The sequence below is a fragment of the Salinibacterium sp. NSLL17 genome (assembly GCF_015864935.1).
In the GTDB taxonomy this organism is placed as follows: domain Bacteria; phylum Actinomycetota; class Actinomycetes; order Actinomycetales; family Microbacteriaceae; genus Rhodoglobus.
In genome coordinates this window covers 186,500-198,469 of the sequence record NZ_JADYWH010000003.1, presented here as the reverse complement: position 1 = coordinate 198,469, position 11,970 = coordinate 186,500, and the positions used below count along the sequence as shown (strand labels likewise).

The 11,970-nt window shown below is 61.7% G+C and carries 12 protein-coding genes; 4 read left to right on the top strand and 8 right to left on the bottom strand.

Annotated features, from left to right (window positions below; genetic code table 11):
- The first annotated feature begins 75 nt into the window (after positions 1 to 75).
- Complete coding sequence (locus tag I6E51_RS13845; protein ID WP_197110676.1) at positions 76 to 393, top strand: DUF4333 domain-containing protein; 318 nt, start codon at positions 76 to 78, stop codon at positions 391 to 393.
- Here the strand turns inward: I6E51_RS13845 and I6E51_RS13840 are convergent.
- From I6E51_RS13840 to I6E51_RS13815, 6 genes are all read right to left on the bottom strand, one after another.
- The gene (locus tag I6E51_RS13840; protein ID WP_197108970.1) at positions 351 to 1,214 is read right to left on the bottom strand and encodes an arginase family protein; all 864 of its coding nucleotides are present in this window, start codon (positions 1,212 to 1,214) and stop codon (positions 351 to 353) included. The two genes, I6E51_RS13845 and I6E51_RS13840, sit on opposite strands and share 43 nt — an antisense overlap.
- A gap of 24 nt (positions 1,215 to 1,238) precedes the next feature.
- On the bottom strand, positions 1,239 to 1,976 hold the full coding sequence (locus I6E51_RS13835; protein WP_197108969.1) for a PspA/IM30 family protein: 738 nt from the start codon (positions 1,974 to 1,976) through the stop codon (positions 1,239 to 1,241).
- 37 nt (positions 1,977 to 2,013) lie between these two features.
- Positions 2,014 to 4,065, bottom strand: coding sequence for a TPM domain-containing protein (locus tag I6E51_RS14460; RefSeq protein ID WP_197110675.1), 2,052 nt, complete (start codon positions 4,063 to 4,065; stop codon positions 2,014 to 2,016).
- Positions 4,066 to 4,122: 57 nt separating this feature from the next.
- Positions 4,123 to 4,860 (bottom strand): hypothetical protein, encoded by a 738-nt coding sequence (locus I6E51_RS13825; RefSeq protein WP_197110674.1) that lies wholly within the window; start codon positions 4,858 to 4,860, stop codon positions 4,123 to 4,125.
- Complete coding sequence (locus I6E51_RS13820; RefSeq protein ID WP_197108966.1) at positions 4,853 to 5,392, bottom strand: sigma-70 family RNA polymerase sigma factor; 540 nt, start codon at positions 5,390 to 5,392, stop codon at positions 4,853 to 4,855. The genes I6E51_RS13825 and I6E51_RS13820 overlap by 8 nt, the downstream gene beginning before the upstream one ends.
- A gap of 104 nt (positions 5,393 to 5,496) precedes the next feature.
- Complete coding sequence (locus I6E51_RS13815; RefSeq protein WP_231600167.1) at positions 5,497 to 7,311, bottom strand: phosphoenolpyruvate carboxykinase (GTP); 1,815 nt, start codon at positions 7,309 to 7,311, stop codon at positions 5,497 to 5,499.
- A gap of 140 nt (positions 7,312 to 7,451) precedes the next feature.
- Here I6E51_RS13815 and I6E51_RS13810 point away from each other — a divergent pair, with 140 nt between their 5' ends.
- A complete protein-coding gene (locus I6E51_RS13810) occupies positions 7,452 to 8,888 on the top strand; it encodes a helix-turn-helix domain-containing protein (protein ID WP_197108964.1) in 1,437 nt (478 codons plus the stop codon).
- 30 nt (positions 8,889 to 8,918) lie between these two features.
- Here the strand turns inward: I6E51_RS13810 and I6E51_RS13805 are convergent, their stop codons facing one another.
- A complete protein-coding gene (locus tag I6E51_RS13805) occupies positions 8,919 to 9,359 on the bottom strand; it encodes a rhodanese-like domain-containing protein (RefSeq protein WP_197110673.1) in 441 nt (146 codons plus the stop codon).
- 85 nt (positions 9,360 to 9,444) lie between these two features.
- On the opposite strand from I6E51_RS13805, the gene I6E51_RS13800 reads away from it, so the two are divergent.
- On the top strand, positions 9,445 to 10,107 hold the full coding sequence (locus I6E51_RS13800) for a pentapeptide repeat-containing protein (protein ID WP_197110672.1): 663 nt from the start codon (positions 9,445 to 9,447) through the stop codon (positions 10,105 to 10,107).
- Between the two features lie 53 nt (positions 10,108 to 10,160).
- Here I6E51_RS13800 and I6E51_RS13795 read toward each other — a convergent pair whose 3' ends face one another.
- Positions 10,161 to 11,444 carry an FAD-dependent oxidoreductase gene (locus tag I6E51_RS13795; RefSeq protein WP_197108961.1) on the bottom strand — a complete coding sequence of 428 codons (1,284 nt, stop codon included), beginning with the start codon at positions 11,442 to 11,444 and terminating at the stop codon, positions 10,161 to 10,163.
- Between the two features lie 97 nt (positions 11,445 to 11,541).
- Between I6E51_RS13795 and I6E51_RS13790 the strand changes: the two genes are divergently transcribed.
- On the top strand, positions 11,542 to 11,907 hold the full coding sequence (locus I6E51_RS13790) for a helix-turn-helix transcriptional regulator (protein WP_197108960.1): 366 nt from the start codon (positions 11,542 to 11,544) through the stop codon (positions 11,905 to 11,907).
- Positions 11,908 to 11,970: the final 63 nt, after the last annotated feature.

Here is an 11,970-nt window from a genome sequence, read left to right as displayed (position 1 = left end):
CTACGACTCACCGACTGTTCTGTCGCCGGATGCTGGCGATAAGCTCATACCCACACCAACTTTTCGGAGGCTCCTGTGTTGCGTTCCGCAATCCTCGTACTTACGCTCGCGTCGACGGCGCTCATCGCCGGCTGCTCGAGTGAGCCTCCGGTAGAAGTCCCCGCGAGTGAGATCGCCGCCACGGCAGCAGGCGCGCTCGAACAATCCACGGGAGAACTGCCCGAAATGGACTGCGGTGACGACAGCATCCCGCTCAAGAACGGCACCAAGCTCGATTGCGTTCTCACCGACACCACGCTCGGTGAAGACTTCGACAGCCGTGTCACCCTCAGTGATGTCGACGGCGCGAACTACTCGGTTTCTGTCGAGGTTTCTGAAGAACCACGCGAATGAGTGTTGGCGCTGCTCAGGGCGCCAATCAATCGCAAAATGGTCGGCAGATCATCCACGGCATGGGCTGCGGATGACGGAGCAAACTCGGTAATGCCCGCTCCCGCAAGCGGGAACTTCGCGAGCACCGCGCGAATGGCTTCGGTGAGCGCGGACGCTTCGAGCCCGAACGGCACGGGGGAGCCGAGCCCGGCTAGTGCGGCAGGATCGAGCACGTCGAGGTCGATGTGCAAGTAGACGCTGTCGGCACCGGTGGCGGTGATGGCCTCGAGCAACGCTTCCGTTGAGAAGGTGGCAGGGCCCAGCATCCGGATGTCGGACTGCGTGATGTATTCATCTTCAGCAGTGTCGATCGAGCGCACTCCGGCCAGAATGACCCGATCAGCGCGCACCGGATGCTCGGGAACAAGTTCTGCCGGCCCATCACCCAGCAGGGTGCGCAACACCATGCCAGTGAACGCGCCAGACGGGCTGGAAGCCGCGGTGTGCAGGTCGGGATGCGCGTCAAACCACACCACGGCCGGTTGCTGAGCACTCACATGCTCGATTGCGGCGAGTTCAACGCCACAGTCGCCACCAATCGTGAGGTGAGGTGTGTCATCGGCAGCGAGAGCGTTGCGGGTGCGATCACGCACGAGCAGCAGCGAACTGTAGCGGTGGATGCCCGTGCCCTGGTGGTCGCCCGCCTCAAGCGGGACATCGACGGAGCGAGTCGCTGCGGAGGGAAGATCTCCCCGAATCGACTCGGCTCCGTCGACCAGCTGCATGGCTCGAGAAGAACCCGAACCCTGCCACTGGGGCACGACAACATAAGTGAGTGCCATGGTGTGAACTTTCGTGCGGGCGAACTATTCGCCGGCGGTGAGTGCCTGGGCGCCGCCAGCCTTCAGGGCAGCGAGTCGTGCTTCGACTTCGGTGACCTTGCCGAGGTCTTCGAGACCTTCGAACTGAGCATCGAGGCTGGATGCTGCAAGCTCCTGCTGACCGAGAACCTTGGCTTCTTCGCGACGGATCTTGTCCTCGAAACGACCGAGGTCGCTCGTCGGGTCGAGGAGGTCGATCGACTTGAGGGCATCGTGAACCTGCGACTGAGCTTCGACAGTCTTGGAACGGGCGACGAGCTCGTCGCGCTTTGCGGTGAGCTCGCTCAGCTTGGCGCGCATTCCGTCGAGGCCGCTCTTGAGCTGGTCGACGACCTGCGTCTGGGCAGCGATCGTGGGGGCAGCGGCGCGAGCTTCGTTCTCGGCAGAAACCTGACGTCCGATGGCGATCTTGGCAAGGTTGTCGAACTTGTCGGCGTCAGCGGCATTGCCGGCGGCGCGAAGTTCGTCTCCCTTGACGCTGGCGGCAAGAGCCTTGCGGCCCCAGTCCGAAGCAGCGTTGCGGTCTTCAACGTGGTCCTGCTCCATGAGGCGCAAGTTGCCGATGGTCTGAGCGACGGCGCTCTCCGCATCCGCAATGGAGTTGGTGTAATCACGAACCAGCTGGTCGAGCATGAGCTGCGGGTCCTCAGCCTGATCGAGGATTGAATTGATGTTCGCCTTCACCATTTGTGAAATACGACCGAGAATCGACTGCTTTGCCATGCGAAGTGCCTTTCGTGAGTTTTCGAAGAAACCGTACTTAGAATCTACCGCCGCGACTGCGACCGCCACCACTGCGTCCAGAACTTCCACCGGAACGTCTACCGCCGCCACCCGAGAATCCGCCCGAGCGGGAGCCCCCGCCCCACGAACCGCCACTGGACGGTCGTGACGACCGCGACCCGAGGCTGCCACCGATCAAACCGCCGATGATGCCGCCCAAGAGGTCGCCACCACCGCTGCCGCCAACCGCGCCACCCAGGCCGCCAAGCATTCCCGAACCGGAACTGCTGCCCGTCGAGAATTGCGACACCTCACGCTGAGCGAGGTCATAGGCGCTTGCTGCCAACTGATCAGCCTGACGCGCATGCGTCAACGCCGTCACGGGATCGGAAGTCTGCAACGCCAACGCCTGCTTGAACTGACGGTCTGCTTCGCTGATTCTCGTTCGCGCCGTCGCCCCCACACCGCCGCGGCGGGTGGTGATGAACTGCGCCGTGGTCGTAATGCGGGACTGCGCTGCGGCCAAAGCCGCCGACAGCTGCGTAGCGGCGTGGGCGAAGGCAGCTTGCTGATCGCGCACGCCGACAAAAACTGTCTCGAGCGCCGCATTGGCATCACCCAAGATGCTGAGGCTCGCTACGGGGTTGTTCGTCGCGGACTGCGCCGTCGCGAGAGCCGCTTCGGCAGCCGCGATCGCCGGCTGCAACGCTCCGGCAGTGGCATCGCTGGGCAGCGCGCGAGCAGCAGCAATATCGCCCGTGGTGTCAGTGATCGTGGCCGCAAGCTGGGTCTCGGCAGACTCCAGCTCTGTCACCAAGGAATCAACGGCATCCATGAGTTGGATGGCCTGGCCAAGTTCTGCCTGAGCGGTGCGAACACCGACGGCGGCCTCGCTCGGCTTCTGGGCCTCGATGGCAGCGCTGGCGGCGGTGGAATCGGCAACGGCCGAGGCGAGCAAGGCGCGAGCGCGTTCACCATTGTCAGTCACGGCTTCGATAGCAACCGGCGCATAGCGACCTCGGAGCGCTTCGAGGGCGCTCTCGGTTGCGGGCAATCGCTCCGACGCCTTCGCGATCAGCGCGGACGTTTCGGCGAGGGCTGCGGGAGCATTCGTTTCGAGCTTGCGCAGCTCGTCGAACGCGGCCGCTTGAGCATCAAGCAAATCGTCTGCGCGCTCACACAGCTCGATAATCTCGATCGTCATCGCCCGCTTCTGCTCAGCAGTCTCGGGCTCACTGTCATCGAGCTTCTGACGGATGCGGAACGCCTGCGCCACCGCAGCGCTCGCCTCTTTCAGCGATGCTGCGAAGTTAGTCGTGGCCGCCGCGCCAAACTGAGCCTCAGCAAAACCGAGCTCTTGCTCGCTTGTCTTGAGAGCGTCATCCAGCTCGACCAGCGCACTGCCGGCCCGGCGGTCGAGTTCCTCTTGCGACACGCTCTCGACAGGGGCGCCAGCAGCGGCACCTGTGTTGCCGCGGCGGCGAACGCGGTAAAACACGTAAGCGCCGACACCGATCACGGCCACCCCGCCCACGATCGGCAACACCGAAATGCCGCCACTCGACGACTCGGTCGTGCCGGATTCCGTGCCTGTGCCGGAGTCGCTGCCTGTGCCGGAGCCCGCAGCAGAATCGCCGGCGAGTGAGTCAGCGCCCGCGATCGCAGCCTGACCCCAGTTATCGTCGCGCAGTTGCGACTCAATGGCGGCTTCCGCTGCATCCAACTCGGCATCGGTCAGGGGAGCATCGGCGGCAACGGACAGCGCGTACTGGCGCTGCGAGACGGCAACCGCGAGCAGCAAATCGTCATCACCGAGCCCGTTAGCTTCGGCTGTCGCATCCGCCCAATCAATGGGAGAAGCCGGGTTGGTGAACTCGTCGACATAGACAACAAAGAGTTGGATGCCGGCCCGGTCATACAACGAATCAAGCGCGTCGGTGACGTCGCCGCTATCGCCCGCAAGTACTCCCGCGGAATCGACGACATACGCGCCATCGAGGCTCACCGGGTCATCGGCCAGGGCAGGGGTTGCAGCGAGTAAAGCTAATGCCGCAGCGAGGGCGAAAACGGTGCCCAATCGTGCCTTCACAGGGTGCTCCTTCGTCGACAAAAGTGACACGGCGAGTCTAACGACAGGAACCTTGGGTTATTGCAGAACGATCGGCATCTGTTCGCTGCGCACCTCAGCGGCGGCGCCGTCGGCAGGGTCGGTGGGAACGAACGCGAGTGTGCTGCTGACCGCATACGTGCCGGGGTCAACCATTCCGCCCGTGTCGATCGTCGTGCAGTCGTAGATGGCGATTGCCACAGAGAACTCGATGCTTTGGCCAGGCTGCAAATTCACCGGCATGACCGAGAGAATCTGCGCATCGGGGCTGTGGGAAATCACGATGGAATCGTCGAGGAGATTCACGTCAGGCACCGACGCGGTTGTTCCCTGCACGGGGGCATCCGAGTCATTGGTCAGTCGTACCGTTCCGAAGGCGCTGCCCGACGCCACGACTTCTGCCGGTAGTTCGAGTTCGAGCGTCAAGCCGAAGGGCGACGCGGACTCCACCGGAATTGTTGCGCCGCACAGACCCACAACGCGAGAATCATCGGGCGCAGCCTGCGCTGCTCCCGTGTCAGCCGAATCTGCTGCAGACTCCGGCGCAGAGTCGTCCGCCAACATGCTCACCGCGGTATCGCTGCTCGAGAACAGAGGAATAACGTTGGCTCCTGTAAAGATCAGCGAACTCACTGCGAGAGCCCCCACCACGCCCACAGCCCACTGGCGCGGTCGACGACGTGACTTGCTTCGTGAAATTACAGCCGCAGTATCAATAGCTATGGCGGACGGTTCGCCCGACGTCAGGTGTGCGCGAAGCTCGTTTTCATCAACCACGGTGGCCTCCTACGGTGTCGGCAGCATCGCGATCAAGGCTCACAGCCATGCGGCCGAGTGCGTCGCTCAAATAACGTTTTACAGCCCCTGAGCTGATATCTAGCGTCGCAGCGATGTCGTCCACCTTGAGGTCTTCGTAGTAACGAAGCACAACACAGGCGCGCTCGCGGGGTCGCAACTTCATTAGTTGAGACTGCAAATCCAAGCGAGCCTCGGTGTCAGCATCCGCAGATTCGTGGATGTCGGGCTCTACCGTGAGGTGGGCAATCTTGCGCCAGCGGCTGATCTTTCGACCGCGGTCAAGGTAGGTGTTCAGAATCGCTCGACGCACATAGGCTTCGGCGCTGGCGATGCCAAAACCGTTGCGCAGGCGACCGAATGTTTTCACGAGGGCATCGTGCACAAGGTCGGAGGCATCGTCTCGGTTCCCCGAAATGAGGTACGCATAGCGCGTCAGTGCTTCGCCGCGCTCTTCGACGAGTTGAGTAACTACGTCTTCCCAGCGGGCAGGGGTGTTCTCGGTCTCAGTCACTGAGCCCCTCCTCGCCGTCGTCTCTATTGTGGCCGAGGAATGGCCAATAGTTAGCGCAATTGTGGTCACACTAATAAAGACGAACGGCGAGGCGGTTTCGTTGGTTAGCTCTGGAGACGCGTTTTCAGCTGCTCAAGTTGGCGAGAAACTGCGGCAGGAACACGGTCTCCGAATGTGGCGAAGAATTCTTCGGTGGCCTCGGCTTCGGCGATCCACGAGTCATTATCGATCGCGAAAAGCTGTTCCATGGTGTCATCGCCGAGTTCGAGGCCGTCGATGTTGAGGTCGCCTTCACGCGGCATCAACCCCAGAGCACTTTCGCGGGCGGCAACCGTTCCGTCAACGCGGTTGAGAATCCACTCGAGCACGCGTGAGTTTTCACCAAATCCTGGCCACAGGAAGGAACCATCGGCACCCTTGCGGAACCAGTTGACTTGGAAAATGCGTGGCACTGTGCCGGATCCGCGGAGATCCTGGCCGACCGAGAGCCAGTGGGCCCAATGGTCTGCCATGTTGTATCCACAGAAGGGCATCATGGCGAACGGATCTCTCCGTAGTTCACCAATGGTGCCTTCGGCAGCCGCCGTCCGCTCAGATGAGATAGTGGCGCCCAGGTAGACGCCATGCTCCCAATCTCGTGCCTCCACCACTAGCGGCACGTTGGTCGCGCGGCGACCGCCGAAGATTATGGCGTCGATAACGACGCCCTGTGGCGATTCCCAGTCATCTGCGATGCTGGGACATTGTGCTGCTGCCACAGTAAAACGTGAGTTCGGGTGAGCCGACGGGGTGCCAGATTCTGGCGTCCAGTCGTTACCCTGCCAATCGATAAGGTGCTCAGGCACCTCATCGCTCATGCCTTCCCACCACACGTCGCCGTTATCTTTCAGGCCGACGTTGGTGAAAACGGTGTTACCCCAGATGGTGTCCATCGCGGTTTCGTTGGTGGCGTAGCCGGTGCCCGGTGCCACTCCAAAGAAGCCAGCTTCAGGGTTGATGGCGCGTAGGCGGCCATCAGCTCCCTTGCCGAGCCACGCGATGTCGTCGCCAATCGTCTCGGCCTTCCAGCCGGGGATGGTCGGCTTGAGCATGGCCAAGTTGGTTTTGCCGCAGGCGCTGGGGAATGCTGCAGCGATGTGGAACACGCGACCGCGGGGGTTGGTGAGCTTGAGGAGCAACATGTGCTCAGCAAGCCAGCCCTCTTCGCGAGCGATCACCGAAGCGATGCGCAGTGCGAATGACTTCTTCGCGAGAATCGCGTTGCCGCCGTACGCGGAACCGAATGACCAGATTTCGCGAGTCTCGGGGAAGTGGCTGATGTATTTGGTCTGGTTGCAGGGCCACGGCACGTCAGCCTGGCCGGCATCCAGCGGTGCACCGACCGAGTGGATGGCGCGCACCCATTCAGTGGAGTCATCGATGGCATTGAGCACGGCGGTTCCCATTCGCGTCATGATGCCCATGCTCATGACGACGTAGGGGGAGTCCGTTACCTGCACGCCGATCTTGGCGAGCGGGGAACCGAGCGGGCCCATGGAGAAGGGAACGACGTACATCCGGCGACCGCGCATGCTGCCGGCAAAGAGGCCGTCAAGCGTGTTGCGCATATCTGCAGGCTCGGCCCAGTTGTTGGAGGGGCCAGCGTCTGCTTCGTCGGCGGAGCAAATGAAGGTTCGCGCTTCGACACGAGCGACATCACTCGGGTCGCTGCGGGCGAGGTAGCTGTGGGGGCGGTACTCGTCATTCAGGCGGGTGAGCGTTCCGGCAGCGACCATCTCGGCTGCGAGTTCGTCTGCTTCTTCGGGGCTTCCGTCGCACCAGACAATGTCGTCGGGTTGCGTGAGGGTGGCGATCTGTTCCACCCATGTAATAACGCTTTGGTTTGTTCCGTCGGGTGCGGAGAAGTGCGTCCTTGTCATCTCGGCGATGCTCATTTCTACCTTCCGCTGAAGAGTTGTAGTGCTGAAAAAACTGTTGTTATTCGATGATGACCCAGTTTTGCTGGTGATGTTGGCGAATCGAGTGGAAAGAATCACTATTCTTTAGTTATAGTGAACGTGTGAATGATCTTGTGACTCTCGGGCAACGCATCCGACATTTCCGCACAACCTCCGGCATGACCCTCGATCAGTTGGGAGACAAGGTCGGTGTGGCCGGTAGTCAGCTCTCGCTGATGGAGAACGGGCGACGAGAACCCCGACTCACTCTTCTGTCGGCGATTGCCGCAGCCACGGACATCCAACTTGCTGATCTCTTGGAGGAGTCGCCGCCTACCAAGCGCGCAGCCCTCGAAATTGAGCTGGATCGCTTGCAACGCAGCACTATCTACGCCTCGCTGGGGTTGCCCAAGATTCGCCCATCAAAGGGCATTCCCGATGAGACGCTTGAGGCAATCGTGGGTCTTCACCATGAACTTTCGACGCGATCACGCAAAGCAATTGCCACGCCAGAAGAGGCCCGTCGTGCCAACACCGAGTTGCGGATCCGCATGCGTGCCCTCGACAACTACTTGCCTGAGCTTGAAAAAGAAGCCGAAAAGTTGACGATTGCCGGAAATCACACCTCGGGTGCCCTGACTCACCGGGCCGTGAGCCTGATGGCAGAATCGCTCGGCTTTGAGCTCGTGCATGTGCACGACCTGCCGCATTCAGCACGCTCGGTAACGGACCTCAAACATGGGCGCATCTACTTGCCACCGGCATCCATTCCTGGCGGTCACGGCTTGCGCTCCATGGCGCTTCAAGCGATGGCGCACCGCGTTCTTGGGCACACCGAACCCACCAGCTATGCCGAGTTCTTGCACCAGCGTCTCGAAATTAACTACTTTGCGGCGGCAGTGCTCATGCCCCTCAAGCAGTCCGTTGCATTCTTGAGCGAAGCCAAGACGAATCGCAATATCGCTGTTGAAGATTTTCGGGATGCCTTTGGCGTCACCCACGAAGCGGCTGCGCTGCGCTTCACCAACTTGGCAACCTCGCACCTCGATCTCGAAACGCACTTCTTGCGCGTCGGTGACGATGGGGCTGTCTACAAGGCCTACGAAAATGATGGTCTGCGGCTGCCCGTTGACGTCACCGGTTCAGCGGAGGGCCAGTTCGTGTGCCGCAATTGGAGCGCGCGAACCGCGTTCACGCGCACCAACCGCACGACAGAGTTCTACCAATACACCGACACCCCAGAAGGCAGCTTCTTCGAGTCAGCCCAAACGGGAACCACGGATGCGGAAGAATTTTCCATCACCATCGGGGTGCCCTTCGCGCACTCCAAATGGTTCCGCGGCCGGGCTACGGACGTGCGCCAGTCGTCAACCTGCCCTGATGAGAGCTGCTGCCGCAAACCCGAAGACGAGTTGCGCGATCGCTGGTCAGGCAACGCCTGGTCGAGCGCCAAACTTCACGCCCACATTCTCTCGCCGCTGCCCTCGGGAACCTTCCCAGGAGTGGATGATCGCGAGCTCTACGAATTCTTGGAGTCGCACGCGAGTGACGCGCACTAGCGGCGCATCGCGAGGCTAGGCCCCTCGCGGTTAGCAGTCGAAGGAGATTGCTGAAACCGGCGCGGTGAGCGGATCCTTTTCGCGGATGACTGGTCCGCTGCTGTCAGCGACGGGGTAGCCTTCGCGCGCCCAGTATTCGAAGCCGCCGATCATTTCGCGCACTTCGTAGCCGAGTCGTGCGAACTCGAGGGCGGCTTTCGTGCCGCCATTGCAGCCCGGGCCCCAGCAATACACGACAACGGGCATATCGAGGGCGATCTCGTTGCCGGCCCGCGTGCTGATGTCCGCAGTTGGCATGTGCACGGCTCCGGCGGCGTGGCCCTGGTTCCAGGCGGCATCGCCTCGGGAATCGATCAATACGAAACGTTCCTGTGTCTCGAGGGCAGCTCCGACATCCGAGGGATCAGTTTCGAAGTCGAGCTTGCGTGAAAAGTGGGCGACTCGGTCAGCGGCAGTTGCGGGAGGCGTCATGGCAACAGATTAGTGGGCGGCGTCGGTCGCGTGGGGTAACTTCGGTTCGGCACGACACCAGCTATTTGAGGGAGCAATTGATTGCATGGCTAAGAAAACGGCAACCGCGGCACCGCTCATCGATGCTCTGCGGCTTGAGAACCTCGCTGAGGGCGAGGCCACGCTGCTGCGCGCACACGAAAGCTATGACGGCCAGCGATTTGCGGCATCCGATCTGAGCGAATACGACCTAGCGGGTTCTTCTTTTTCGGAGTGTGAATTTTCTGAGCTGGAGGCTAACGGCGTTGACCTTCGGGCGGCGACTTTTGTAGAGAGCCGGTTCGAGAAGCTCAACGCTCCCATCTTCACGGCACCGCGCTCGAATCTTCGCGATGTGAGCATCGAAGGGTCCCGCCTGGGCTCCGCTGAGTTTTATGAGTCCACGTGGAAGTCGGTTCGTTTTACGCACTGCCGCATTGGCTACCTAAATCTGCGCGGTGCCCACCTTCAGGATGTGCTGTTTGACGACTGCCTGATCGATGAACTCGATCTTGGTGCGGCAACAGCCAACCGAGTTTCATTCGCCCATACCCAGGTAAATACCCTCGATCTCACCCGCGCAACGCTGACGAATTTCGACCTGCGTGCCCTCGAGTTGCGCCACGTCACTGGAGTCGAGCATCTCAAGGGCGCCACCATCAACTCTTACCAACTGGCTGAGTTCGCCCCGATGCTTGCTGCCCACTTGGGTATCGTGCTCGAAGAATAGGGGCGCCCGGCGGGAGGCCGCAACGAACGCCCCTGACGAGTCGTGGAGCCGGCTCAGCAGCCTCCGCCGCTGGAGCTGCAGCACACGCCCGTTTCAGGCAGCATCAGGTTGACGCGACCAGCGCTCGCCGTATCGCCCGCGATCGCAGCGACCACGGAGCGCACTTGTTCGTACCCGGTAGCCATGAGGAATGTTGGCGCCCGGCCATAGCTCTTCATGCCGACCACGTAGACATTCTTCTCGGGATGGGCGAGCACGCTAGCGCCGTGTGGCTCGACGGTGCCACAGCTGTGCACGTTCGGGTCGATGAGAGGTGCAAGCGCGACGGGAGCCTCAAGCACGGGGTCGAAGCTGAGGTGCAGTTCACGCAGGATGCTGAGGTCAGGGCGAAAGCCGGTGGCGGCGGCGAGAGCATCCACGGTCACGGATTGTTCGCCATCGGGGTTACTGCTGATTACGCGCAGTCGACCATCGGGCTGAGGTGCAAGCTCGGTGATGGTGAAGTCAGTGAGCAGCGTAATGGCGCCGGATTCCACGGCACCCTTCAGTCGGGTCCCGAGTGCGCCACGGCCCGGCAACTCATCGGCAGTGCCACCGCCGTAGAGGCGGCGAGCGGAGCGCCCACGAATGGCCCACGTGATTTCTGTGCCGGGTGCGCTCTCACGTAACTCGGCAAGCGCAATCAGGGCGTTGGCGGCCGAGTGACCCATGCCAATCACGAGGGTGTGCTTGCCGGCGAAACGCGCACGATCGGTGCCGAGTACGTCGGGCAGCGGGCCCGCGAGCCACGCAGCGCTGTCGGTTTCGCCGGTCGCGGGGAGCCCAGAAGCACCAATGGGATTGTCGTGACCCCACGTGCCGGAGGCGTCGATAATCGCCGACGCGAGGATGTCGTACACGCCATCAGCGGAGTCAACGCGAACCAGCAGCGGGTGGCGCTCGCGGCCAATAGTTCTGGTGGAATCGATGCCCTGGCGCGACGTGCCAATCACGCGGCTGTTGTAGCGGATGAGCGGGGCAAGTTCGGAGGCTGCGGCGAGCGGCAGGAGATAGTCGTGAACGAGTTCGGAGCCGGTGGGTAGGGCTTCGGGGTCGGGGGAGACCCAGTCCGTTTTTTCGAGCAATTCACGGCCAACCGGGTCGATGCTGTAGCGCCAGGGGGAGAAAAGTGAGACGTGACCCCACTGGCTGATCGCGTCCCCGGCGTGTTCTCCAGCTTCGAGCACGATGGTGTCGATGCCGCGTTTGTTGAGGTTGGCGGCGGCGGCGAGCCCGATGGGGCCGGCTCCGATAACGACGACGGGTAGCAGGCGTGCGGGGGAAGGTGCGGCGGTCATTGCTCTCCTCATGTTGTTCGCCAGCAGCACTACTAGCGTTCGCTCACGATAACAGCAACTACTGTTGATAACAAAGAAACGATGTAGGATCGCTGTTATGAGCGAACGCGTCGAACTTCTGACAATTCAGAAGCCCACTTGGTCAGCCACAGCCGAGCGCGCCCAAAGTTTGGCGCCACTCCTGCGTGCCCTCGGCGATCCCAACCGGCTGCAGCTCGTGCTTCTGCTTACTGAACGCGCGCATACCGTGCGTGAACTCACGGATGCCACCGGCCTCAGTCAAACGCTCGTGAGTCACCACTTGGCGCCCCTGCGCGACAACGGCCTCGTCACGGTCACACCCCGCGGTCGTTCCAACGTCTATGAACTCTGCTGCGAAGCCTTTGCGGAGCCCGTCAAGATGCTCGCGTCTGTTGCGACAAGCACGGATGCCGGCGCTGAGGCCTGCTGCGTCGTTAACTAGCAGCCAAAAGCAATCAGCCATCGTGTGGCCAGAACAGCACGCAGCGAACGTGCGGTGAAAATA